Below are 24,804 nucleotides of genomic sequence, written 5' to 3'. Positions count from 1 at the left end.
GTCTGCCGTCCCTGGGGAGGAAACGCCGGTGCCCGACACGCTCAGTTACGCCGACGCAGTACGCCTGCTCGGTGGCGAGAAGAGCAAGGTCGTCGACTGGTTCGACAAGCTGGTCGGCTGGTCCCTGCTGGGGGCCTCGGTCGTTGGCGTGAAGGACGCTTTGGGTATCTTCGACGCTAAGGCGGAGTTCGTCCGCCTCGGTCACGAGTTGATGCGTAACGTCGCGGAAAAGCGGTCCGGATTGTCCCGCTTTGGGCGCTCCCAGCGGCTGGAGGCGGCGCACGCGGTCATCGTGGTGACCGCGTTCTTCGAGGCGCTCGACGGCTTGGACCTGCCGTTCGACCTCGGGGAGCTGGCGATCGACCGGTCCGACCAACTACATCTGGCCGGCGCCCGACACGCCGTCGAGGACCTCACCGGTGCGCTTTTCCGGACTGCTGCCCCGGTGCCCGGCCCGCACCTGCCCCAGCCGGTGCTGCGGTCGGCGCTCGTCGCCTGGTATGCGCAGAAGGCCCACGGGTTCCTCAGCTTCCTCGGTGGGCTGGCAGTCGGCGACACGCTCCCCGATGCGAGCTGGCGCATCACGGAGCGAGCTCTCGCCGATCTCCCCGCCGTCGCCGTCGACAAATACGTCGCCATGCTGCACCGGCTCGCCGTGGACTTCCCCGAGGTGTCCTTCTGGATCGACCTGCACGAGCACGAGGCCACCCGGGTCGAGGTCCGCCGGTTGTCGCTGGGCCTGGCCGACCTGCACCGGGCCTTGGCCGAGCTGTCCACCGGTTCGGCTCCGGACGGGCGGCGGGCCGGCCTCGCCGCCGCGTACTCCGCCGAGCTGGTCCGGCCGATCATCAGCTCCGGCGACGTGCCGGCCGGGCTGACCGTGCCGACGCTGGGCGAGGCGTACGTGCCGCCGCTGTGCCGGATCGCCGACCTCGACCGGGCCGCGCGGCCCAGCGACGAGAACTGGTGGGACGACCGGCCGGACCGTGACGACCTCTGGCAGGCGCTGGTCGTTCACTTCACCTCGCCCGGGGCCGTCCGGGCCCCGTTGCTGGTGCTCGGGCAACCCGGCTCGGGCAAGTCGGTGCTCACTCGGATCATCGCCGCCCGGCTGCCCGCCGCCGACTTCCTGGTAGTCCGGGTGGTGCTCCGCGACGTGTACGCAGCCGGCGACATTCAGGAACAGATCGAACAGGCGGTCCGTCAGGACACCGGCGAACGCGTCGAGTGGCCCGCGCTGGCCCGCTCGGCCGGCGACGCGCTGCCGGTGGTGCTGCTCGACGGCTTCGACGAGCTGTTGCAGGCCACCGGCGTCAACCAGACTGACTATCTGCGGCGGGTGGCCGAGTTCCAACGACGGGAGGCCGACCAGGGGCGGCCGGTGGCGGTTCTGGTGACCAGCCGGACCAGCGTGGCCGACCGTGCCCAGCCGCCGCCCGGCACCGTGGCGGTGCGGCTGGAACCGTTCGACGAGAGCCGCGTCGACGCGTGGGTGCGGACCTGGAACCGGGTCAACGCCGCGTCGCTCCGGGCGCCGGGAGCCCGGCCGCTCGACCCGGCCACGGTGTTGTCGCACCGGGACCTCGCCGGGCAACCGCTGCTGCTGCTGATGCTGGCCCTCTACGATGCCGAGGGGCACGACCTGCGCCAGGCCGGTGATCTGCGTCGCGGCGAGCTGTACGAGCGGCTGCTGCGCCGCTTCGCCCGGTGGGAGGTGGTCAAGCAACGCTCGGGCCTGCCCGAGCCGGAGCTGGACCGGGCGGTCGAGGAGGAACTGTCGCGGCTGGCCGTGGTGGCCTTCGCGATGTTCAACCGGGGCGTGCAATGGGTGAGCGTCGCCGATCTGGATGCCGACCTGGCCGCGCTGCCCTTCGGTGGCTCGGCGTCCGGTCGGCGCGACGAACTGCGGGCCCCTCTGGCGGCTGCCGAGGTGGTGCTGGGCCGGTTCTTCTTCATCCACCGTGCCCGGGTCGGTGACGAGGCGCGACGCCGCGAGACGTACGAGTTCCTGCACGCCACGTTCGGCGAATTCCTGGTGGCCCGGCTCACCACGCGGGTGGTCGACGACCTGGTCAAGCGGCGTAGGGCGGCCAGCCTGACGCTGGCCGCCGAACCGGTCGAGGACGACCTGTTGCACGCGCTGCTCTCGTACGCGGTGTTCAGCAGCCGGGTCACCGTGCTCGGCTTCGTCGAGGAGAAGCTGCGCGACGACCCGGACCGGGCCGCCTGGGCCGACCTGCTGGTGCGGTTGTTCCGGGCCGCGCCTTACGCGACCGGCAGCCGCCGCTACGACGAGTACCGCCCTCGTCGCCTGCGGGAGTCCGCCCGCTGCGCCGCCTACACCGCCAACCTGTTGCTGCTGATCCTGGTGGCGGAGGTGGAGACCGTCGGACGGACGCTGTTCCTGGAGGATCCGGTGGCCGAGTGGCGAGCCCAGGTGGGGTTGTGGCGCTCCCAGCTCTCACCCGAGGAGTGGCAGAGCCTCAGCGACGTGCTGGCCCTGGACCGGCTCGGCGCGGGGCCGGACCGGGACGTCCGGCTTCGGCTGGGTGACCGTCTCGCGGTGCCGCCGAACGCGGACCCGCTGTGGTTGCTCGGTGTGCCGCAGGGGGCGCATGCTGGCCTACCGGCCGAGCTGTTGACCCGGGCTCGCCGCGCCGCCCACCTCGCCTGTGACGTCGACGGGGCGGTGCTGGTCGGTGCCCTGGAGCCGGTGTTCGACAAGCTCGCCACGGCGCTGGCACTGGTCGTCGGGTCGGACTCGGACGGCGTGTCGTCCGCCGCGCACACGTTGCTCGAGGCGTGGCTGCTGCCGTTGCGCGCGGCGTCGGACCAAGAGCGGCGGCGGGTGTATCTGCGGTGTGTGTTCCTGGCCGAGCACGGCGCGGGCGTGGTCCCCGACTGGGACCGCGGCGCCTTCCTCCGCCTGCTGCTCGACCGGGTGGCCGGCGACCGCGAGGCGTCCGCCGAGGTGGTGGCCGACGTGTTGGAGGCCGTCTGCCGGCTGGACCTGCTGCCCTTCACCGACATCTCGGCCGTGTTGCTGTCCTGCGTGCACCGAGTGCTTGGCCTGGACCGGCGGGTCGACCGGCGGCTCGTCGCGGTCGTTGAGGCGGCGGCGAGGATTCCCCTGCCGCCGCACGAGTCTCCGCTGGATGAGGTGGCCGCGGAGATAGCCGTTCGGCTGCACGAGGCCGGCGTGGAGACCATTCCGATCGGGGCGGCGCTGCTCAACGACGTCAACCAGCGATATGGCGAGCGGCGTCCCGACCTGGTGCGCCGACTGGTTCCGCTGGTGGAGGATCCGCCGAATCTGACGCCGAAACTCCGACAGCACGTTGTCGGGGACAACGCCGAAGCTGATTCCTGACGACGCCGGCGATCGCCGGCGCGAACCTCAGGAGGCAGCATGTCCAGCACGCCCGTGACCTGGTTCGAGATCGGCTCCGACCGGCCGGACGAGGCGCAGCGGTTCTACGCCGACCTGTTCGGCTGGAGTTTCGAGGAGCAGGGCGGCCCGGCCGGGTCGTACCGGCAGACGGCGGCCGGCGGTGAGCGGGGGATCGGCGGCGGGATCCGGGGCACCGACACCGGCAACTACGCGATCTTCTACGCCGAGGTGGCGGACGTCGCGGAGACCTGCCGCCGGGCCGAGGCGACCGGCGGTGTCGTGGTGACGGCGCCGGTGACCACGCCCGCCGGCCTGGTACGGGCCCTGCTGCGCGACCCGTCGGGCAATCTGCTCGGCGTCTTCACCCCGCCGTCCGAGGGCTGAGCGCGTCCGGGCCGGCCGGTGACCGTGGCGGGCCGTCCGCACGCGACGGCGCCGGTGGGGCGGGGCCACGCCGGTCAGGCGGCCGCGGCGGCGGCCGTCCTGACCGTCCATGGTGCCGGCCGGCATCAGGCAGCGGCGGGCAAGAGAACGGTCGATGTCCGGACCGGTCAGGGCGGTAGCGGGCTGCGCCGGTCGGTCGGACGATCACCCGAGAGGATCTTGGATGCGCCCGCGACCTCGGGTTATGTTCAAGATCCTCCGAGTTGGACGGCCAACGACCGGCCGGCTCGCACAGTCAGGAGAAGCGTATGACCAACGACGGCCACCCCTCTTCCCCCGCCATGGACATCACCGGATCCACTGTGAACCGACGCCGCATGCTGACCATCGCCCTCGGTGGCGCCGCCACCGTGGCCCTGCCCGCGCCGGCCTGGGCGGCCGACGACAGTCGGCCGGGCTCCCGTCGGGCGCCGGCGCTCACGTCGGACGATCGCAAGATCATCGCTCAGGTCTCGGCCGAGCGGGCGCTGGCGCATCTGCGCGTCCTCAGCGAGGAGATCGGGCCGCGTATCGGCGGGACCGCCTCGGAGCGGCGTGCCGCCGACTAAATCGCCAAGCAGCTCGACCGCCTCGGCTACCAGGTAAGGCTGGAGCCGTTCGCGGTGGCGGACAAGTTCCTCGCTCAGCTCGCCTCGCCGGCCGGGCTGCCCACCGACCTGAACTGGCAGGCCGGTGCCTCCCCGCAGGCCGCGCTGAACATCACCGTTCAGGGCGACGTGGTGGACGTGGGCGCGGGTGCTCCCGAGAACTACCCGGCGAGCGTGGCCGGCCAGATCGTGCTCGTCGACTACGTGGCGGCCCGGCGCGAGCAGCTGGTCGCCGCCGCGCTGGAGCGCGGCGCGGCCGCCGTGGTGTTCCTCGCCGCCGACGGGGTGCCGCCCCGGCGCAGCGGCACGTTCTCACCGACCCTGCCGGGCTCGGCCGGCGCCCCGGTGCCGATCCCGGTGGTCGGCGTCGCCCAGGCGCAGAAGGAGCGGCTGCGGGCCCTGCTCGCCACCGGGCGGCTCACGCTCACCGTCTCCACCGCCGCGCACCGCAACCTGACGTCCCACAACGTCATCGCGGAGCGGGTCGGGCGGTCGGGCGCGAACGGGCCGGTCGTCATGGTCAGCGCTCACTACGACACGGTCGTCGGCGCCCCCGGCGCCAACGACGACGGTTCCGGCACGGTGCTCTGCCTCGAACTGGCCCGGGTGATGAAGGCGATCCCGGTCGACGCCACCCTGCGGTTCGCGCTGTGGGGCTCGGAGGAGCAGGGCCTGCTCGGCTCCCGTCATCACGTGCGACAGCTCCCGCAAGCCGAGCGGGACCGCATCCTGGCGGTGTACCAGAACGACATGGTCGCCACGAGCTGGGACCCGGCCACTCTCTACTGGCTGCTGTCCTTCACCGGCCAGTCCAACCGGGCCACCGACGAGGTGGCCGCCGCCGGTGTACGCCTCGGCTACGACCCGCGGATGTCGCCGGTGACGCAGCGCGGCTCCAGCGATCACCAGTCCTTCCAGGAGGTCGGCATCGCCAGCGCCAACTTCTCCTGGCGCGGGGAGACGAGCCCGGCGCTGCTGGAGCCGCCGTACCACACCCCGGAGGACACCATCGCCAAGAACATCAGCCTCGAGCGACTCCAGGTCTCCCTCGAACTGATCGGCTGCGCCGCGTACGCGACCGCTCGCTGACCCGCTGCCGTACCCGTGTCGCCGGCGCTGCGGTGTCACGGGTACGCCGCGAACGGCGCCGCACCGGGGAGCCCCGGTGCGGCGCCTCTGTCGCACCGCCTGGTGCCGAGCCGGCGCCGGTCACGAGGAGGTCCGGCCGGCGGGGCGTGGCCGTGCGTCACTTGCCGTCCGGGCCGCCCTTGCCGTGCCCGCCGCGCGGGCCGCCCTTGCCGTCGTGGCCGGGGCCGCCCGGGAACACGCCCGCCTCGGCGGCCTTGAGCACCGCGTCGGCCTGCTCCTGGGTCAGCTTGCCGTCGGTGACGGCCTGGTCCAGCCGCTCCTTCAGCGCGGCCTGCCGGTCCTCGGTCGACGGCCGCTCCGGCCGCTCCGGGCGGTCGCCCTGGCGCTGCTCGTGCAGCTTCTCCAGCGCCGCGGTGACCTTGTCGGTCGAGACGCCCAGCTCCTTGGCGAGCGCCTCGGCGAACTCGGCCTGCCGGTCGGCGTGCTTCTGGCGGCGGTCGTCAGCCTGGTCGGTGCTGCCGGCGCTCGAAGACGGGTTCGGGCTCTTGTCGTCGGCGAGCGCCACCGTCGGGGCGGCGATCCCGACGCCGAGCACGCCGGCGGCGGCCAGGCCGGCCAGCAGCTGCTTCTTCGACATCGTGCGGATCATGCGATTCTCCTGTTCGGTGGTGGTGCGATGACGTCACCGACAGTGGCCGCCGGAACTGAGGGCCACCCGTGGCGAACCTGTCAGCGAGCTGGCAACCCGCCCGGAAGGCCCGAATTATTCGTGTTGCTGCCTCCCCGGAGTGCCCGCGAGGCTGGGGCGAACCCGACGAAAGGCCACTCGATGACACAGCCCGCCATCCGCGAGATCCCGCTCACCGGGCCGGGCTCCGGGCCGTACTCGATCACGGTCGGGCCCGACGGCGCGCTCTGGCTGGCGCTGGCCGGCTCCGGCGGCGTCGCCCGGCTCGGCCTCGACGGTGAGGTACGGACCTACCGCGACGACCCGCCCGGCAGCCGCCCGCTGATCATCGTCGCCGGCCCCGACGACGCGCTCTGGTACACCCGCTCGGGTGACGACCGGCTCGGCCGGATCACCGTCGACGGCGAGACCGGCTCGGTGCCGCTGCCGCCCGGCTGCGGCCCCTGCGGGCTGGCGGCCGGTGCGGACGGCGCGCTCTGGTACGCCGGGATGAGCGACGACACGATCGGCCGGGTGAGCGTCGACGGAGAGGTCACATCCTTCCCGCTGCCGGCGGCCAAGGGCTTCCCGTCGATGCTGGCCGCCGGCCCGGACGACGCGCTCTGGCTCACGCTCAACCAGGCGAACGCGATCGCCCGGGTCGACCTGGACGGCGAGGTGACAGTGCATCCGCTGCCCACCGAGGCGGCCGGGCCGGTCGGCATCACCCGCGGTGGCGACGGCGCCCTCTGGTTCGTCGAGATCCTCGCCGGGCAGCTCGGCCGGATCACGCCGGACGGGCGGATCGACGAGATCCCGTTGCCGGACCGGACGGCGCGCCCGCACGCGATCGTCGCCGACCCGGCCGGTGGCTGCTGGTTCACCGAGTGGGGCGCCAACCGCATCGGCCACGTCGACCCCGACGGTCACATCACCGCCCACACCCTGCCCACGCCGGCCTCGGAACCCCACGGCCTGACGGTCACCCCCGACGGCTCGGTCTGGGCTGCCCTGGAGATCGGCGCCGTCGCCCACCTCGCGCCCTCCCAGCGTCGATCATGAGGTTGGCGGCAGTCCAGAGATCCACAACTGCCGCCAACCTCATGATCAACCCGGTGGGCGGACGGCGGCGGTGACCGTCAGGGTGCCGGTGGTGGCGTCGAGCCGGGCACTGGTGTTCACCGGGACGGTGAGCTGGCCGGGGCCGTGACCGATCGGCAGGCCGCCGAGCACCGGCACGCCGAGGTCGCCCAGGCGGTCGGTGAGCACGTCCACGACAGTGGTGTCCCAGCCGTCCGCGCACTCGGTGAACTGGCCGACCGCCACCCCGGCGATCCCGTCCAGCGCGCCGCAGCGGCGCAGGTGGGTGAGCATCCGGTCGATCTTGTACGGCGGCTCCTGCACCTCCTCGACCAGCAGGATCGCCCCGGTCAGGTCGGGCATGTCCGGCGTACCGATGGACGCGGTGATCAGGCACAGGTTGCCGCCGATCAGCCGGCCCTCGGCCCGCCCGGGCACCCGCACCGGGTACGTCTCCTCCGCCTCGACCGCCGCGACCGTCACCGGCTCGGCGCTGGTCAGCGCCGCGTGCAGCGACTCCGCCGAGCGGACCGGCGTGCGTTCGTCCCGCCACGCCGCACCCGGACCGTGCACCCCGGCCAGGCGGGCGCCCCGCCACAGCGCGAACTGCAACGCGGTGATGTCGGAGAACCCGGCCACCACCTTCGGGTCCCGGCGCACCGCCGCCATGTCGATCAGGTCGACCACCCGCTGTGCGCCGTAGCCGCCCCGGGTGCAGATCACCCCGCGGATCTCCGGGTCGGCGAACGCGGCGTTGAGGTCCGCGGCCCGCAGCGCGTCGTCGCCGGCCAGGTAACCCCGCCGGGCGTACGCGTTCGGCGCGGGCACCGGCCGCAACCCCCAGCCGGTCAGCAGCTCGATGCCGCGGGCCACCCGCTCGGGACGGGTCGGCCCGGACGGGGACACCAGCATCACCGCGTCGCCGGGACGCAGGGCCGGCGGGCGCAGGCAGTCGTCAGGCACGATCGGAGCCTAGGGCCTGCCGGACCGTGCCCTGTCGGGCGCACCGGTTAGCCTCGACGTCGTGGCGACCGCGCTGGTGATCGAGAACGACCCGACCGACGACCTCCGCCGCCTGGGGGAGTGGCTCATCGAAGGGGGCCTTGAGCTGCGTGTGCTGCGTCCGCACGCCGGCGACGTGCTCCCCACCGACCTGGAGGGATACGCCGCGCTCGTGGTGCTCGGCGGCGACCAGCAGGCCTACCCGGGGGCCGACGACGCCCCCGGCGCGCCCTGGTTCCCGGCGCTGGAGGGGCTGCTGCGCAAGGCGGTCCGCGGGCGGGTGCCCACGCTCGCCGTCTGCCTCGGCGCGCAACTGCTCGCCACCGCGCACGCCGGCCGCGTCGAGCGCAGCCCGTCCGGCCCGGAGGTCGGGCCGGCGCTCGTGGGCCGGCGCGACGCCGCCGAGGACGACCCACTGTTCCGGTACGTGCCGTTGATGCCCGACGTGTTCCAGTGGCACGCCGACGAGATCACCGAGCTGCCGCACGGCGCGACGCTGCTCGCCGCGTCCACCCGCTACCCGCACCAGGCGTTCCGTCTCGGCGACCGGGCCTGGGGCCTGCAGTTCCACATCGAGTGCGACACCGCGATGATCGCCGAGTGGTCCCGCGACTCGGCAGTGCTGGCCGAGCTGGGCTACGACCCCGAACTGGTGGTGGCCGCCTGCGACCGGGTGATGGCCGACGTCGAGGAGGCGTGGCAGCCGTTCGCGATCCGGTTCGCCGCGCTCGCGCTCGGCGAACTCGGCGACGACAACCCGCGCCGCAGCCTGCCGCTGCTCGGGGCCTGACGGTGACCCGGCCGGCCCGCGGGCGCCTGGCCCGCTACGGATTCGCCGAGGGTGACGGCGCCACCCGCGCCGTGGACCTGCTCGGCCCGGACGGGCTCGCCCTCTGGCGGCCCGACACCCAGGAACCCGCCGACGACCGCGCCGCCGAGCTGCTCGGCGCGCTGTCCCGCGCCGCCGACCCCGATCTGGCACTGCGTCAGCTGCACCGGCTGGTCGAGTCCGAGCGGCGCTCCGGCGACGAGGTGGCCGTCCGCGACGCCCTGGCCGCCGACCCCGGGCTGCGCCGCCGGCTGGTCGCGGTGCTCGGCGCCTCCTCCGCGCTCGGCGACCACCTGGTCGCCAACCCCGGGCAGTGGGCGGTGCTGGCGACCGAGCCGGACGGGCTCGCCCCCACCGCGGACGGCCGGCTCGACCTCAGCGTCGCCGCCCGGCTCACCACCATGACCGGCGCGGTCCCGCTGCTGCGGCAGGCGTACCGTCTCGCGCTGCTGCGGATCGCGGCGGCCGACCTGACCGGCGGGCGCGGCCTGGAGCAGACCATGGCGGCGCTGTCCGGGCTGGCCGACGCCACGCTGGCCGCCGCCTACGACATCGCCGCCGACGAGCTGCCCGACGGCACGCCGCGCCCCCGCCTCGCGGTCGTGGCGATGGGCAAGTGCGGCGGCGACGAGCTGAACTACGTCTCCGACGTCGACGTCATCTTCGTCGCCGCGACCGACGACGACCTGCCCGCCGCGACCCAGGTCGCCACCCGGCTGATCCAGATCTGCGGGCTGGTGGCCTGGCCGGTCGACGCGGCGCTGCGGCCCGAGGGCAACCGGGGGCCGCTGGTCCGCACGCTCGCCAGCCACCTCGCCTACTACAAGCGCTGGGCCCGCACCTGGGAGTTCCAGGCGTTGCTCAAGGCCCGCCCGGCCGCGGGCGACCTGGAGCTGGCCCGGGAGTGGATCGAGGCGCTGGCCCCGCTCGTGTGGACCGCCGCCGAACGCCCCGAGGCGGTCCAGGACGTCCGCTCGATGCGTCGCAAGATCCTCGACAACGTGCCGCCGAAGGAGCTGGAACGCGAGATCAAGCGCGGTCCGGGTGGGCTGCGCGACATCGAGTTCGCCGTGCAGCTGCTCCAGCTCGTGCACGGCCGGGGCGACGAGTCGCTGCGCGTGCCGGGCACCGTACCGGCGCTGCGCGCGCTGGTCGCCGGCGGCTACGTGGGCCGCGCCGACGGGGAGGCGCTGCTGCGCGGATACCGCTTCCTGCGCGCCGTCGAGCACCGGCTCCAGCTCCAGGCCCTGCGCCGCACCCACACCGTGCCGACCGAACCGGCCGCGCTGCGCTGGCTCGCCGCCGCGCTCGGCTACGCGGCCACCCCGGGCCGCAGCGCCGTCGAGGAGTTCCGCGCCGAGTGGGTCACCCACGCCACCGAGGTACGCCGGCTGCACGCCAAACTGCTCTACCGGCCGCTGCTGGAATCCGTGGCCCGGGTACCGGCCGAAGGGCTGCGCCTCACGCCCGAGGCGGCCCGGCACCGGCTGGAAGTGCTCGGCTTCGCCGACCCGGCCGGCGCGCTGCGGCACCTCCAGGCGCTCACCGGCGGCGTCAGCCGTACCGCAGCCATCCAGCGCACGCTGCTGCCGGTGCTGCTCGACGAGTTCGCCGACGCCCCCGAGCCGGACCGCGGTCTGCTCAACTACCGGCAGGTCTCCGACAAGCTCGGCAGCACCCCCTGGTACCTGCGTCTTCTGCGCGACTCCGGCCCGGTGGCGCGCCGGCTGGCCCGGGTGCTGTCCTCGTCCCGGTACGCGGCCGACATGCTGGCCCGCGAACCGGAGGCGCTGCGGCTGCTCGCCGAGGACAGCGAACTGACCCCGCGTCCACGGGAGACGCTCGTCGAGGGCTTCGCCGCGGCTGCCGCCCGCCACGACGACCCGGTCGAGGCGATCCGGGCGGTCCGCGCGCTGCGCCGCCGGGAGCTGGTCCGGATCGCCGCCGCCGACGTGCTCAGCCACGCCGGTTCGCTGGCACCGCTCACCCCGCGCCCGGTCGGCGGCGGGGAACGCCGGCCCACTGTGGTGGACGTGACCGCCGTCGGCACCGCGTTGTCGCACGTCGCCGACGCCACGCTGGCCGCCGCGCTGCGCGCCGCCCGTACCGTCCACCCCGGGCCGCCCGGCCTGCGCTTCGCGGTGATCGGGATGGGCCGGCTCGGCGGGTACGAGTCGAACTACCTCTCCGACGCCGACGTGCTGTTCGTCTACGACCCGCCGCCCGGGGTGGAGGAGAGCGTGGCGAGCGCCGCCGCGCAGGCCATCGCCGAGGAGCTGCGCCGGCTGCTGTCCGCGCCCGCCCCCGACCCGCCGCTCGGCGTCGACGCCGACCTGCGCCCCGAGGGCCGGCAGGGCCCGCTGGTGCGCAGCCTGGCCGCGTACGCCCAGTACTACGCGCGCTGGTCCCGGGTGTGGGAGGCGCAGGCGCTGCTGCGGGCCCGGTACGTCTGCGGCGACGCCGACCTGGGCGCCGAGTTCGAGGCCATGATCGAGCCGGTGCGCTACCCGGCCGAAGGGCTGAGCCGCGAGCAGGTGATCGAGATCCGCCGGATCAAGGCACGGGTGGAGACCGAGCGGCTGCCCCGCGGCGCCGACCCGGCCACGCACACCAAGCTGGGCCGGGGCGGGCTGGCCGACGTCGAGTGGGCGGTGCAGTTGCTCCAGCTCCGCTACGCCGGTCAGGTGCCCGCGCTGCGCGGCACCCGTACGCTCGACGCCCTCGCCGCCGCCCGTGACGCCGGGCTGCTCGACGCCTCCGACGCCGCCGAGCTGGCCGCCGGATGGACGCTCGCGGCCGAGGTTCGCGACGCGCTGATGCTGGTACGCGGCCGGGCCGGCGACCAGCTGCCCCGGCACGGGGTGGAGCTGGCCGGTGTGGTGCGGCTGCTCGGGCGCGAGGACCAGGGCGAGTTCCTCGACGAGTACCTGCGCACCGGCCGCCACTCCCGCACAGTCGTCCAGCGAATCCTCGAGTCCCCCCTCTAGCCCAAGCCGCCCTCTACCGCCCCGCCTCCCCTCGGCGTTGATCTTGCACTTGTGGCCCCGGCGAAAGGGGTATATCCGACTCTCGAGGGGTCGCAACCGCAAGATCGACGGGGCAGGGGCAGGGGCAGGGGCAGGGGCAGGAGGGGCGGGTGGGTCAGCTTGTGAGGGTGTAGGTGCCCTCTCGGGGGACCGTCACGGTGGTCCAGGTGCCGTCTCGGGTGACTTCGGCGCCGCCTGAGGCGGTCAGCCAGCGGTCGTGGCGGACGCGGATCGGGATCGGGCCGGCTGTGGGGGCGCGGAACGTGATCGAGGCGCCGTCCTGGCTGATCAGCTCACCCGGTGCGCCGACCAGCGGGGTGGGGTCGGCGACCGCGTACAGCTTCCAGTGCCGGTCCGACCAGACCTCGGTCAGGTACGGCTGGCCCGCCTCCACCAGCTTCGCCTCCGACGAACCCACCCAGGAGAACTCGGCGTCGGGCACGGCCACGTACTGCACCGCGTTGTCGGCCAGCCAGTCCCGGTAGGTGATCGGGGTCAGTGGAACGCCGGTGCCGTCCGCGCCGGGCACCGTGGTGAAGAACAGCGGATTGCGGTCGATGTCGGCCTGCCGCAGCCAGCCCCGGGCCAGCGGCACGTCGCCCATGTGGGCCGCCTCCCAGTAGTTGCGGGTCGGCGGCACCTCCACCCGCCCGGTCAGGCCGCGCCGGGCCAGTTCCGCGCGCAGCGGGGCGAAGTACGCCGGGTCGGCGGTCGGGTCGTCGGCGCTGCGCAGGTCGGCGGTGACCACCGGCGGCTGCCACCAGCACACCATCGCCAGCAGCGCGGCCAGCGCGAACGCCCCGGCGAGCCGGGAGCGCCGACCGGCGGCGCGGAGCCGACCGGACAGCGGGGCGGGAAGCGTCGCGGTGGCGGCCAGCACCGGCAGCGCGAACATCACCACCAGGCGGGTGGCGTTCAGCCCCACCGGGGTGTGCAGCAGCGCCGACGCCAGCACCCCGGCCGCGGACAGCAGCGCGCCGACCCGCACCGGCCGGTACGCGACGAGAGCCGCCACGACCAGGCTCGTCACCACGGCGTGCACGGTGTCGGCCGTGCTGATGTTCATCCAGCCGCCCTCGCCGAACAGCAGCCCGGTCACCGCCAGCGGCGCGGCGGCCGGTACGGCGAGCAGCAGGCCGTCGGCGTACCTGCGGGTCAGCAGCAGCGCGACGCCGGCGAGCCCGACGAACAGCCCGGCCACCGGGCTGGCCGCGGAGGCGAGCAGTGCGGCGGCAGCGGCGGCGACGGCCGCCCAGACGCGCCGGCCGGGACCGGGACCGGGAGGGCCGGACCCGACCGGCTCGGCGGCGGCACCGGCGACGAGGCTGGTGCAGCGGGCCGGGACGGTGAGCGCGAGCAGCGCGGCCAGGCCGAACGCGACGCCGAGGGCGTACGTGACCCGGCCGGACACCAGGTTGCCGGCGATCGTGACCACGCCGACCAGGCTGCCCAGCAGCGGCCGGGGCACCCGGGTCCGCACCAGCAGGGCGGCGAACGCGGTGGCGGAGGCGAGCAGGGCGAGCGCGCCGGTGACGCGTACCCCGAGCAGCGCCATCAGCGGCGGCGAGACGAGGCTGTAGCCCCACGGGTGCACGCCGCCGTACCAGCGCAGGTCCACCAGGGCGGCCCCGTGCTCGGCGAAGAAGCCGGCGCGGGCGACCTGCGCGGACAGGTCCGAGCCGGTGGCCGGCAGCGTGAGGTGGAACGCGGCGAGGACGAGCGCCGACACGGCGGAGACCGCCACCACCCGACCGCCCCGCATGCCCACCTCCTGATCGCGAACCACCGTACTGGCAGCATGTCGGACGTGCCTCACCACCTCTCGCGCTGGATCGGCCTGGCGGGTTCGGTGCTGCTCGCCGTGGCCGCGTACCTCGGTGGCGCCCTGCCCGACGGCGAGTTGCGTCCCACCCCGGTCAGCATCTGGCAGGGCCCGAACGGGCCGCTGATCATCGGGTTGTGGCTGGTCGGCACCGGGCTGCTGGCGTGGGCCTGGTGGTCGCTGCGGGACAGCGTGCCGTCGGCCCGCTGGGTGCTGGTCACCGTGGCCCTGTGGCTGCTGCCGATGCTCGTCGCGCCGCCGCTGGGCAGCCGGGATGTGTACGCGTACGCGTGTCAGGGCGCCAGCTTCTCGGCCGGGATCAACCCCTACGAGCAGGGCGTGTCGGCGCTGCCATGCCCCTGGCTGGACACCATCTCCTACATCTGGCGGGACACCCCGGCGCCGTACGGGCCGCTGTTCGTGCTGCTCGCCGGCGCGGTGGTGGAGGCCACCGGCTCGCTGCTCGGCGCCGTGGTGCTGTTCCGGGCGCTCGCCGTGGCCGGGGTGGCGCTCACCGCGTGGGCGCTGCCGGTGCTGGCCCGCCGCTGCGGGGTGCCGCCGCAGCGGGCGCTCTGGCTGGCGCTGGCCAGCCCGCTGGTGCCCGTGCACCTGGTCTCCGGCGCGCACAACGACGCGCTGATGATCGGCCTGCTCGTGGCCGGGCTGGCGGTGGTCGCGGCCCGCCCGGGCCGGCCCGGACCGCTGCTCGCCGGTGGGGCGCTGCTCGGACTCGCCGCCGCCGTCAAGGTCACCGCGCTGGTGGTGATGCCGTTCGCCGCGCTGGCCGCGATCGTCGGGGCGTACCGGATCAGGACGCTCGTGCGCGACGGCGGGTGGGTGGTCGGCGGCTCGCTCGCGGCGCTCGCCGCGGTGACCGTCGCGTCCGGCCTCGGGCTGGGGTTCATCAGCGGGCTGGAGCAGGGCGGGCTGGTGGTGGCGTGGACGTCGCCGCCGACGGCGGTGGGGCAGACGGTGGGCTACCTGCTGGCGCCGTTCGGGGTGCACGTCGACGCGTTGCCGGTGACCCGGGCGATCGGCATGGTCGTGCTGATCGCCGTGCTGATCTGGCTCTGGTTCCGGTCGTTCCGTCGCGGTGAACCGTTCTGGCACGCCGGGCTGGCGCTCACCGCCACCGTCGCGCTGTCCCCGCTGTTCCACCCCTGGTACTGGCTGTGGCCGCTGGCAGTGCTCGCCGCCACCGCGCGCCGCACGCTCTGGTTCTCGATCGTCACAGTGGTGTCGTCGTTCCTGGTGCTCGCCGACGGCACCGGGCTGGCCCGGTACAGCAAGATGCCCGGTGCGCCGCTGATGACCCTGTTCGTGATCGGTGTGGTCGTCTGGTTGGTACGGTCGGCTCGCCAGGGCCGGCAGCCGGTTCCCGTGGACTGAGGGGAGGGCCGGTGAGCGAGCCCGACGGACCCGTCCGGCCGGTCGCCGCCGGTCTCGCCCGCTACGCCGGTCTCGCCGGGGCCGTCCTGCTCACCGTCGCCGGGTGGCTCGGCGGCGCCCTTCCCGGTACGCCCTCGCGGGCCACGCTCGCCGCGATCTGGTCGGCGCCGCACGGGCCGCTGACGCTCGGCTGCTGGCTGGCCGGGACGGTGCTGCTGGTGGGCGCATGGTGGTCGCTGCGGTGGGGCGCCCCGTCCGGCCGGTGGGCGTACCTGACGGCGGGGCTCTGGTCGCTGCCGCTGCTCGCCGCGCCGCCGATCGGCAGCCGCGACGTCTACTCGTACGCCTGCCAGGGCTGGACGTGGACGCAGGGGCTCAGCCCGTACCGGGTGGGGGTCGCGGCGGCCGGCTGCCCGTGGACCGACTCGGTGTCGCCGATCTGGCGGGACACCCCGGCGCCGTACGGGCCGTTCTTCGTCCTGCTGGCCGGGCTCGCGGTCCTCGTCGGTGGCGGCCTGATCGGGACGATCGTGGCGCTGCGGCTGGTCGCGGTGGCCGGGGTGCTGCTGGCGGCGCTCTGCCTGCCCGGTCTGGCCCGCGCCGCCGGGGTGCCCACCCGCCGGGCCGCCTGGCTGGTGCTCGCGTGCCCGCTGGTCGGCGTACACCTGGTGGCGGGCGCGCACAACGACGCGCTCGCGCTCGGGTTGCTCCTGCTCGGCCTGCTGGTGCTGGTCCGCCTGCCGGGCAGGCCGCGCGCGCTGCTGGTCGCCGGGGGGCTGCTGGGCCTGGCGGTGGCGGTGAAGGCGGTCGCGGTCGTGGCGCTGCCGTTCGCGGCGCTCGCCGCCGTGCTCGGCCGCTACACCTGGCGGGCGCTGCTGCGCGACGGCGGGCAGCTGGCGGCGTCGGTGCTCGGCACCCTGCTGGTCGTGTCGCTCGCCACCGGCCTCGGACTGGGCTGGGTGGGAGGGCTCGGCCACAGCGGCGACTCGCAGCAGTGGACCTCCCCGCCCACCGCTGTCGGCTTCGTCGTCGACTACGCCGGCGAGCTGGCCGGGCTGCGGCCGGCGGCGGTGCCGGTGGCCCGGACGGTCGCGCTGGTGCTGCTGGCCGGCACGCTCGTCGCGCTCTGGTGGTGGGCGTGGACGACGCTGCGGCGGCTCAACGACGCCCGGCAACGGGTGGCCCGGCTGACGCTGGCCCGGCCCCGGGTGGCACTGCTCGGCGCGGGACTGGCGCTCGCCGCCACCGTGCTGCTCGCCCCGGTCTTCCACCCCTGGTACGCGATCTGGCCGCTGACGCTGCTCGCGGTCGCGGCGGTGCCGCTGGCCCGGCAGGTCTGGTTCGTGGCGCCCTGCGCGCTGGCCTCCGTGCTCACCCTGCCCGACGGATCCAACCTGGCCCGGTTCAGCAAGGCGCCGGGCGCGGTGCTGATGACGGTGCTGGTGGTGGTCGTCGCGGTCGCCGGCGCCCGGGCCACGTTGCGCCGCCGCACGACGTAAAGGCCGGACCGCGCTGCTTAAACGGCCGGGCCGGCTCCGCCATCGCGGAGCCGGCCCGGCCGGTGCTGACGTACGTGCTCAGCAGTCGAAGTACATCGCGAACTCATGCGGGGTCGGGCGCAGACGCACCGGGTCGACCTCGTTGGCCCGCTTCCACTCGACCCAGGTCGAGATCAGGTCCGGCGTGAACACGCCGCCGTCGAGCAGGTAGTCGTGGTCGGCCTCGAGCGCGTTGAGCACCTCCGGCAGCGAACCCGGGACCTGCTTGACGTCGCCCCACTCCTCCGGCGGCAGGTCGTACAGGTCCTTGTCGATCGGCGCCGGCGGCTCGATCTTGTTCTTGATGCCGTCCAGGCCGGCCATCATCATGGCCGAGAACGCCAGGTACGGGTTGCTGGACGGGTCCGGCACCCGGAACTCGACGCGCTTGGCCTTCGGGTTGCTGCCGGTCACCGGGATGCGGGTGCACGCGGAGCGGTTGCGCTGCGAGTAGACCAGGTTGACCGGCGCCTCGAAGCCCGGCACCAGACGACGGTAGGAGTTCACCGTCGGGTTGGTGAAGGCCAGCAGCGAGGGTGCGTGGTGCAGCAGGCCGCCGATGTACCAGCGGGCGGTGTCGGACAGGCCGGCGTAGCCGGTCTCGTCGTAGAACAGCGGCTCGCCGCCGCGCCAGAGGCTCTGGTGGGTGTGCATGCCGGAGCCGTTGTCACCGAACAGCGGCTTGGGCATGAACGTCGCGGTCTTGCCGGCGGCCCAGGTCTCGTTCTTGACGATGTACTTGAACAGCTGGAGCTGGTCGGCGGCGTGCAGCAGGGTGGAGAACTTGTAGTTGATCTCCGACTGGCCGGCGGTGCCCACCTCGTGGTGCGAGCGCTCGACGGTGAATCCGCCGTCGACGAGGCGCCGCACGATCCGGTCGCGCAGGTCGGCGTAGTGGTCCACCGGCGGCACCGGGAAGTAGCCGCCCTTGTACGCGGTCTTGTAACCGCGGTTGCCGCCCTCCTCGATCCGGCCGCTGTTCCAGGCGCCCTCGATCGAGTCGATGTAGTAGAAGGACTGGTGCGCGGAGGTCTCGTGGCGGATGGAGTCGAAGATGTAGAACTCCGCCTCCGCCCCGAAGTACGCGGTGTCGGCGATCCCGCTGGCGGCGAGGTAGGCCTCGGCCTTCTTCGCGACGTTGCGGGGGTCGCGGGAGTACGCCTCGCGGGTGAACGGGTCGTGGATGAAGAAGTTGAGCGCGAGGGTCTTCTGGGCCCGGAACGGGTCGATGAAGGCGGTCGCGACGTCCGGCAGCAGGAGCATGTCGGACTCGTGGATGGCCTGGAAGCCGCGGATCGAGGATCCGTCGAAGGCGAGGCCGTCGGTGAAGACGCTGTCGTCGAACGACTCGACCGGCAGGTTGAAGTGCTGCATCACGCCGGGCAGGTCACAGAAACGTACGTCGACGAACTTCACGTCCTCGTTGGCGAGGTATCGCAGGAGTTCCTCGGAATTGGCGAACACACGTCCTCCTGGCAGGTCCACTCCGGTAGCTGGCTACTGGCGACGCTATGGCCGGGGGGTTGCCCTGCCGTGTCTCGTCTGTTTCCGCCGTGTTACGTCGCTTGCGGAGCGTCATCCCGGCACACTCTGATGCCGAATGTCGTATTTTTCGTCAGGGGTCGCGGCGGCGCTACCCTGGCCGCTGTGACCGATACCGCCGCCACACCGGTGCCGCCCGCCACCGACCCCGCGTTCACCCCGCCCAGCCTCGGCCGCCGCTTCGGCGCCCTGATCATCGACTGGGTGCTGTGCCTGATGGTCGCCCGGGCGTTCTCCGACCCGGTCCGCGACGGCTGGCCGCCGGTCCTGGTGCTGATCCTGGAGTACGGCTTCTTCATCGGCCTGTTCGCCCAGACCCCCGGCATGTTCCTCACCCGGCTGCGCTGCGTGTCCTGGGCCGACGGCGGCCGGATCGGGCTGCTCCGCGGGCTGTGGCGCGGACTCCTGCTGGCCCTCGTGGTGCCGGCGCTGCTCATGGACGAGCACCGGCGCGGCCTGCACGACCGGCTCGCCGGGTCGGTCGTCACCGACGCCCCGCGCCGCTGACCCGCATGAGGAAAGGAGCCGGCCCCGCACGGGACCGGCTCCTTCTCGCGTACGCCGGAGGTCAGCGACCCCGGGTCTGCCGGAACGCGCCACGCGGCGGCCGCATGTTCTTCGGGATCGCGCCCTTGGGCATCTGCGGTCGCGCGGTGAGCGCCTTGAGCCGCTTGTCGAGGGCGTTGACGTCCTTCGGGGACAGGGCGCGCGGCAGCCGCATCAGCGTCATCCGCAGCTTGCGGACCGGCAGCTCACCCTCGCCCTGCCCGATCACGTAGTCGTGCAGCGGGGCGGTGCCGATCACCTTCGCGAGGCGGCGCTTCTCCTGGCCGAGCAGGCCGCGGACGCGCTGCGGGTTGCCCTCGGCCAGCAGGATCACGCCCTGCCGGCCCACCACCAGGTGCACCATGTCCATCTGGGTGGTCGAGCTGACCGCCGGGGTGACCCGCCAGTCGCCGCGCATGCTCTCCATGATCTGCGCCGCCGCGCCCGGCTGCCCCTCGGCGGCGTTCATCATCGCCTTGTTGGAGCGCAGGTTGAGCACGATCAGCACGGCGAGCAGGGCGAGCAGGATGCCGATCGGCAGCCAGATCCAGCCCCAGGCGATCACCGCGACCACGGTGAGCGCGAGCGGGATCAGCACCGCCGCCGCGGTCAGCGGCGCGAACCACTTGTCCTGCTTGGCGGTGAACCGGAACACCATCCCGATCTGCTTCAGCCGCTGGCCGAACGAGACCTTCTCCTGGGGCTTTGCCATACCGCAGAGTCTAGTGGTCGGCGCACATCACGTTGATCCGTGGCCGCCTGTTCCGCCGAGGGCTGAGTACCTTACCGCCGCGCCGGCCCGAACCGGCCCGCCGGTAAGGAGGCGGAGGGGCCGAAGATCAGGCGGCGTACCCATGCCCCGGGGGCACCTTCGCGCGGAGAGTCGATCTCGACAGGGAACGACACCGCACGGCAAGGGAGACCGAGATGTTCGGCAACGACGCGGACTTCATCCTCAGCATCCACCGCAGCCACGCCTCCGAGTTGCAGGCCGACGCCGCCCAGGACCGGCTCGCCCGGTCGCTGCCCCGCCGGCACCCGCGCGGCTGGCTCGGCCGACGCCGGCACGGCGCCCGCACCACCGACGCCCGCCGGTGACCGCACCGGCGGCCGTCGCCGGTCCGGCCGGGTTCGTGGGCGCGGCCGGTGCCGTGGGGGAAGTCGCCGGTCCGGCCGTCACGGGGGCGGCCGGGCCGGCTGGCCCCCTCGGCCCGGCCGCGCAGTCGGGGGGTCGTGGCATGCTCGACGGCGTGACCGTACGCGCTGCCAGCACCGTCCTCGTCGGCCGCCGGCCCGAGCTGACGGCGCTCGGTGACGCGCTGACCCGGTCCCGGTCCGGCGAGCCGACGACGGTGCTCGTCGGCGGCGAGGCGGGTGTCGGCAAGACCCGGCTGCTGGAGGAGTTCGGCACCCAGGTGGAGGCGGCCGGCGCGCGGCTGCTCGTCGGCCAGTGCCTGGAACTGGGCGAGGCCGGCCTGCCGTTCGCCCCGTTCGCCGCCGCGCTGCGCGACGTGCTGCGCCACGACGGGCCGGCCGCCTTCGCCGGCTACGAGGCGGAGTTCGCCCGGCTGCTGCCGGAACTGGCCCGGATGCCCGCGGCCGTCGCCGTGCCCGCCGGGCCGGCCCTCGCCGACACCCCGCGCGGCTACCTGTTCGACCTGGTCGCCGACCTGTTCCGGCGGATCGCCGAGGAACGCCCGCTGGTGCTGGTGATCGAGGACCTGCACTGGGCCGACCGGTCCACCCGGGATCTGATCGGCTTCCTCGTGCGGGCCGCCCGCGCGACCCGCCTGCTGGTCGTCTGCACCTACCGCACCGACGAGCTGCACCGCGGGCACCCGCTGCGGCCGTTCCTCGCCGAGCTGGACCGGGTTCGCGGCGTGGACCGGATCGAGCTGGGCCGCCTCGACCGGGATGGCACCGCCGCCGTACTGGCCGACCTGCTCGGCATCGAGCAGTACGCCCGGACCGTCGACGACGTGCACGAACGCACCCAGGGCAACCCGTTCTTCATCGAGGAGCTGGCCGCCGCCGGTGGCCCGGTCGGCTGCGCGGCCATCCCGGAGACGCTGCGCGACCTGCTGCTGGCCCGCGTCGACCGGCTGCCCGAGCCGGCCCAGCGGGTGCTGCGGATCGCCGCCGCCGGAGGCACCCGTTTCGCCCACCAGCTTCTCGCCGAGGTGGCCGGCCTGCCCGAGGCCGAACTGGAGGACGCGCTGCGCGCCGCCGTGGCCGGGCAGCTCGTGGTGGCCGACCCGGATGGCGACTACGAGTTCCGGCACGCGCTGGTCCGCGAGGCCGTGCACGACGACCTGCTGCCCGGCGAGCACGCGCGGCTGCACGCCCGCTACGCCGCCGCGATCGAGGCCCAACCGCACCTGGTCGCCGCCGGTCGCGCGCCGGCCGAGATCGCCCACCACTGGTACGCGGCGCACGACCACCCGCGCGCGCTCACGGCCGCCCGGGTCGCCGCCGAGGCGGCAGCCGAACGGTACGCGTACGCCGAGCAGAGCCGGCTGCTGGAGCGCGTCCTCGAACTGTGGGAGCAGGTGCCCGACGCCGCCGACCGGCTCGGCATGGACCACCTGCGGGTGCTGGAGGACACGCTCACCGCCGCGGTCACCGCCGGTGACCTCAGCCGCGCGCTCACGCTCACCCGGGCCGCGCTGGCCGAGGTCGACTCCGACGCCGAACCGCTGCGCGCCGCCCGCCTGCTCGACCATCGGGGCCGGCTGTTCGCGCTGCTCGGCAAGAGCGACGGCGCGGCCGAGCTGCGCGAGGCGTACCGGCTGGCGGCCGCCGCCCCCGACGGCCCGGAACGGTTCGCTGTGCTCGCCGACATCGCGTCGCACCTGATGAAGGTCGACCCGCGCGAGGCCGCCTCGGTCGCCGCCGAGGCCGCGGCCGGCGCGTCCGAGGTCGGCACCGACCTGGTGCTGCTGCCCACCCGGATCGCCCTGCTGCACCGCCTCGACGGCACCCCGGAGCGCGGGCTGGCCGAGCTGCGCCGGGTCGAGGCGCGGGCCCGCGCCGCCGGTGACTCGTGGGCCCTGGTCAGCGCGCTGGTCTTCCTCTCCGACGTGCTCTACGAGCTGGGCCGCTACGACGAGTCGGAGCAGGCGGCCGCGGCCGGGGTGACCGAGGCGCGCCGGGTCGGCATCAGCCGCTCGATCGGGGCGTACCTGCTGTCGAACCGGGCCGAGGCGCTGATCGCGCTGGGCCGCTGGGACGAGGCGGACGCCACCTGCGCCGAGGCGGCCCGGATCGACCCGCCCGGCGTCTCCGGGCTGCACTGGCTGCAACTGCGCGCCGGGCTCCACCTGGCCCGCGCCCATCCCGCCGCCGACGAGGTCGTCGGGCGGGCGCTCGCGTTCCTCCGGCGCCCCTACCTGTGGCCCAACCACCGGCTGCCGCTGCACGAGCTGCGCGTGGAGGCCGCGCTCGCCGCCGACGACAAGCTGGAAGCGGTACGCGCGGCGCGCGCCGCCCTGGCCGACCCGCACCTGACCGACCTGCCGCGCGAGGGGTGGCCGGTGCTCGGTGCGGTGGCGCGTACCGCCGCGCTGACCGGGGACGCCACGCTCGCCGCCGAGGTGTCCACGAGGGCCGCCGCGCTGCCCGCCCGGCACCCGGCCGAGCAGGCGTACGCGGCAGGCGTCACTGCCGTCCTGACCGGGGTCGGTCCCGCCGCTCCCGCCGACGCGCTCGTCGCGTGGCGGGCGGCGGTGGCGGCGTGGCGGACGGCCGGGCAGCCGTACCCGCTGGGCCGGGCGCTGCTCGGGCTGGCCGAGGCGGCCGCGGCGGCGGGCGAGCGGGACGAGGTGGCCGCCGCGGTACGGGAGACAGTGGAACTGGCCGCCAAGCTGGGCGCCACCCCGCTGGGCGAGCAGGCGGCGACTCTGGCCCGCCGGGTCGGACTGCGCGGCACCGGGCGACCCGGGCCGGACCTGCTGACCAGCCGGGAACAGGAGGTGCTGCGGCTGGTCGCCGAGGGGCACAGCAACAGCCGGATCGCCGAGCGCCTGTTCATCTCGCCGAAGACGGCGAGCGTGCACGTGTCCCGGATCATCGCCAAGCTCGACGTGACCAACCGGGTGGAGGCCGCCGCGCTGGCCCACCGTCTCGGCCTGCTCGACGCTGCGCCCCCCGCCCCGGCACAGCGCCGCGCCCGGTAGCGCGCCGCGTCGGCCCACGCCGCGTCGGCCCGCGCGGCATCGGGAGCGAGCGGTGACCGCTTCGGGCCTGCGTCAGCGGCGTGGCAGGTAGATCCGCCAGCCGGCGACGGTGACGACGTCGAGCGCGCCCGATTCGGTGCCGACGCGTTCGTCCAGCCGGGCGGCCAGCGGTGAGCCGGCGAGCGCCACCCAGGCCGCGTCCGGGTCGGCCGCCACCTCCCGCCGGTACGCGGGCAGCCTGTCGAAACCGGGGCGCAGGTCGTCCTCGACCACGGCGCAGAGCACGTTCTCGCCGGTGGCGTAGGCGAGCCGGTTGCACGTCCAGTAGCCGCCGCGCACATTCCGCACGTCGAGCGCGCCGAGCGTGTCCACGAGCGACCGGTGCCGGTCGGCCTCGGCGTGCACGGCCGGCGCTGCCCGGATCACGTCCACCGTGGCCGCCACGCCGGTGCCGAGCACACCCGCGAGCACCGCCACCGCCGCGACTCGCGCCACCCGGACCGCCGGCCGGCGGGCGGCCCGCCACAGTGGCCAGAACAGGGCCGGTACGGCGACCGCCAGGCACGACAGGTAACGGCTGCTCTCGATCGGCGTCTGCCCGGCCGCGTTGCTCACCGCGTAGGCCGCGAGCACGCCCGCCGCCCCGCCGAGCAGCGCCAGCCGCACCCCGGCCGACACCCGCTCCGCCGAGCGCGGACCGCCGGCGGCACGGCGAAGCGTGTGCCACGCGGTGAACGCGGCGAGCAGCAACAGCACCGGGAACGCGACGGCCCACCAGAGCTGCCAGGTCGCGCACCGGCCGGGGGAGCAGAAGCCCATCGCCAGCGGCGGCCCGAGCACCAGCCCGCCGTGCAGCCGGTCCGCCCAGTCCGCGGGCGTACCCGTGCCACCGGCCGCCAGCACCGCGGTCACCGGGTTGCGGCCGTGCCGGATGCTGTCGGCGAGCATCGGCGCCGCGCCCAGCAGCAGCGCGCCCGCCAGCACCACCCCGGCCCGGCCGGCCAGTTCCCGCCACCGCCACGCCACCAGCAGCACGCCGAGCGTCAGCACGTACGGCAGGATCAGCGGGTCCACCCAGAGCAGCACCCCGGAGACCAGTCCCCAGGCCGCCCAGCGGGGCAGCCGCGCGCCCGCCCCGGTCACGCAGAGCCCGACCGTCAGCAGCGCCAGCGCGGCGCCGGCCGGATTCAGCTCCGGATAGCCGCCACCGGCGATGAGCTGGTTCTTCACCACCCGGTCCGAGCCGAGCGCCAGCACGGCCACGACGAGCAGGGCGTACCAGCGGTCACCGCCGAGCCGCCGGGTCAGCCGCCAGGACAGCAGCAGGAACAACGCGTACAGCGCCAGCGTGGGCAGCCGCAGCACGAGCACCGACGGCCCGGCGAGCGCGACCAGCGGCGCGGCCAGGTACGCCTCCAGCGTGCCCATGTAGGCCTGGCCGTAGAACCAGACCGGGAAGCCGTCGCCGCGGGCGATGTGCAGGGCGGCCAGCCCCATCGTCGCCTCGTCGCTGTTCGTGGGCGGCACGTCGGCGAACAGCAGCGCCAGCCGGTACCCCACAGCGGCGAGCCCGACGAGCAGGGCGAGCAGAGTCGGCAACGGCAGCCGCCGGGGCGTACGAGGGCGCACGGATTCGCGTGGCTCCTCGCGTACCCCGGCGGTCATGCCTGTGATCAT

The 24,804-nt window shown here is 74.5% G+C and carries 18 protein-coding genes; 12 read left to right on the top strand and 6 right to left on the bottom strand.

The window, feature by feature from the left end; translation table 11 throughout:
• Nucleotides 1-28: 28 nt before the first annotated feature.
• From ACQP26_RS22480 to ACQP26_RS22465, 4 genes are all read left to right on the top strand, one after another.
• A complete protein-coding gene (locus ACQP26_RS22480; RefSeq protein ID WP_433493916.1) occupies nt 29-3,370 on the top strand; it encodes an NACHT domain-containing protein in 3,342 nt (1,113 codons plus the stop codon).
• Nucleotides 3,371-3,409: 39 nt separating this feature from the next.
• Nucleotides 3,410-3,775: a VOC family protein gene (locus ACQP26_RS22475; protein WP_433493915.1), complete on the top strand. Its 366-nt coding sequence runs from the start codon at nt 3,410-3,412 to the stop codon at nt 3,773-3,775.
• Nucleotides 3,776-4,083: 308 nt separating this feature from the next.
• Nucleotides 4,084-4,383 carry a hypothetical protein gene (locus ACQP26_RS22470; protein ID WP_433493914.1) on the top strand — a complete coding sequence of 100 codons (300 nt, stop codon included), beginning with the start codon at nt 4,084-4,086 and terminating at the stop codon, nt 4,381-4,383.
• 54 nt (nt 4,384-4,437) lie between these two features.
• Nucleotides 4,438-5,511, top strand: coding sequence for a M28 family peptidase (locus tag ACQP26_RS22465; RefSeq protein WP_433493913.1), 1,074 nt, complete (start codon nt 4,438-4,440; stop codon nt 5,509-5,511).
• A 157-nt stretch (nt 5,512-5,668) separates the two neighbouring features.
• Here ACQP26_RS22465 and ACQP26_RS22460 read toward each other — a convergent pair whose 3' ends face one another.
• Nucleotides 5,669-6,160 carry a hypothetical protein gene (locus tag ACQP26_RS22460; protein ID WP_433493912.1) on the bottom strand — a complete coding sequence of 164 codons (492 nt, stop codon included), beginning with the start codon at nt 6,158-6,160 and terminating at the stop codon, nt 5,669-5,671.
• 180 nt (nt 6,161-6,340) lie between these two features.
• Here ACQP26_RS22460 and ACQP26_RS22455 point away from each other — a divergent pair, with 180 nt between their 5' ends.
• Entirely contained in the window at nt 6,341-7,240 is a 900-nt protein-coding gene (locus ACQP26_RS22455) for a Vgb family protein (RefSeq protein ID WP_281577122.1), read from the top strand.
• A gap of 45 nt (nt 7,241-7,285) precedes the next feature.
• Here the strand turns inward: ACQP26_RS22455 and ACQP26_RS22450 are convergent, their stop codons facing one another.
• Entirely contained in the window at nt 7,286-8,170 is an 885-nt protein-coding gene (locus ACQP26_RS22450; RefSeq protein WP_433496182.1) for a S66 peptidase family protein, read from the bottom strand.
• Nucleotides 8,171-8,282: 112 nt separating this feature from the next.
• On the opposite strand from ACQP26_RS22450, the gene ACQP26_RS22445 reads away from it, so the two are divergent.
• Together ACQP26_RS22445 and ACQP26_RS22440 are read left to right on the top strand one after the other, a co-directional pair.
• Nucleotides 8,283-9,050 (top strand): type 1 glutamine amidotransferase, encoded by a 768-nt coding sequence (locus ACQP26_RS22445; RefSeq protein WP_281577123.1) that lies wholly within the window; start codon nt 8,283-8,285, stop codon nt 9,048-9,050.
• Nucleotides 9,051-9,052: 2 nt separating this feature from the next.
• Nucleotides 9,053-12,076 carry a bifunctional [glutamine synthetase] adenylyltransferase/[glutamine synthetase]-adenylyl-L-tyrosine phosphorylase gene (locus ACQP26_RS22440; RefSeq protein ID WP_281577124.1) on the top strand — a complete coding sequence of 1,008 codons (3,024 nt, stop codon included), beginning with the start codon at nt 9,053-9,055 and terminating at the stop codon, nt 12,074-12,076.
• A 154-nt stretch (nt 12,077-12,230) separates the two neighbouring features.
• Here the strand turns inward: ACQP26_RS22440 and ACQP26_RS22435 are convergent, their stop codons facing one another.
• Nucleotides 12,231-13,877, bottom strand: a complete 1,647-nt coding sequence (locus tag ACQP26_RS22435) for a hypothetical protein (RefSeq protein WP_281577125.1) — start codon at nt 13,875-13,877, stop codon at nt 12,231-12,233.
• Nucleotides 13,878-13,913: 36 nt separating this feature from the next.
• Between ACQP26_RS22435 and mptB (ACQP26_RS22430) the strand changes: the two genes are divergently transcribed.
• Together mptB (ACQP26_RS22430) and mptB (ACQP26_RS22425) are read left to right on the top strand one after the other, a co-directional pair.
• A complete protein-coding gene (mptB, locus tag ACQP26_RS22430; protein ID WP_433493911.1) occupies nt 13,914-15,326 on the top strand; it encodes a polyprenol phosphomannose-dependent alpha 1,6 mannosyltransferase MptB in 1,413 nt (470 codons plus the stop codon).
• A gap of 11 nt (nt 15,327-15,337) precedes the next feature.
• On the top strand, nt 15,338-16,825 hold the full coding sequence (mptB, locus tag ACQP26_RS22425; protein WP_433493910.1) for a polyprenol phosphomannose-dependent alpha 1,6 mannosyltransferase MptB: 1,488 nt from the start codon (nt 15,338-15,340) through the stop codon (nt 16,823-16,825).
• Between the two features lie 78 nt (nt 16,826-16,903).
• On the opposite strand, the gene glnA is transcribed toward mptB (ACQP26_RS22425), so the two are convergent.
• Entirely contained in the window at nt 16,904-18,328 is a 1,425-nt protein-coding gene (glnA, locus tag ACQP26_RS22420; protein WP_269704782.1) for a type I glutamate--ammonia ligase, read from the bottom strand.
• Between the two features lie 129 nt (nt 18,329-18,457).
• Here glnA and ACQP26_RS22415 point away from each other — a divergent pair, with 129 nt between their 5' ends.
• Nucleotides 18,458-18,913, top strand: a complete 456-nt coding sequence (locus ACQP26_RS22415) for an RDD family protein (protein ID WP_269704783.1) — start codon at nt 18,458-18,460, stop codon at nt 18,911-18,913.
• Between the two features lie 61 nt (nt 18,914-18,974).
• Here the strand turns inward: ACQP26_RS22415 and ACQP26_RS22410 are convergent, their stop codons facing one another.
• Nucleotides 18,975-19,664 (bottom strand): DUF4191 domain-containing protein, encoded by a 690-nt coding sequence (locus ACQP26_RS22410; protein ID WP_128138945.1) that lies wholly within the window; start codon nt 19,662-19,664, stop codon nt 18,975-18,977.
• Between the two features lie 215 nt (nt 19,665-19,879).
• Here ACQP26_RS22410 and ACQP26_RS22405 point away from each other — a divergent pair, with 215 nt between their 5' ends.
• Entirely contained in the window at nt 19,880-20,050 is a 171-nt protein-coding gene (locus tag ACQP26_RS22405; RefSeq protein ID WP_281577128.1) for a hypothetical protein, read from the top strand.
• Between the two features lie 152 nt (nt 20,051-20,202).
• The gene (locus tag ACQP26_RS22400) at nt 20,203-23,127 is read left to right on the top strand and encodes a helix-turn-helix transcriptional regulator (RefSeq protein WP_433493909.1); all 2,925 of its coding nucleotides are present in this window, start codon (nt 20,203-20,205) and stop codon (nt 23,125-23,127) included.
• Between the two features lie 72 nt (nt 23,128-23,199).
• On the opposite strand, the gene ACQP26_RS22395 is transcribed toward ACQP26_RS22400, so the two are convergent.
• Nucleotides 23,200-24,792, bottom strand: a complete 1,593-nt coding sequence (locus ACQP26_RS22395; protein WP_433493908.1) for a DUF423 domain-containing protein — start codon at nt 24,790-24,792, stop codon at nt 23,200-23,202.
• Nucleotides 24,793-24,804: the final 12 nt, after the last annotated feature.

This window comes from Micromonospora sp. CA-248089 (assembly GCF_050948515.1).
Classification (GTDB): domain Bacteria; phylum Actinomycetota; class Actinomycetes; order Mycobacteriales; family Micromonosporaceae; genus Micromonospora.
The sequence above is the reverse complement of the archived record's forward strand: the minus strand, read 5'-3'. Positions and strand labels throughout refer to the sequence as shown.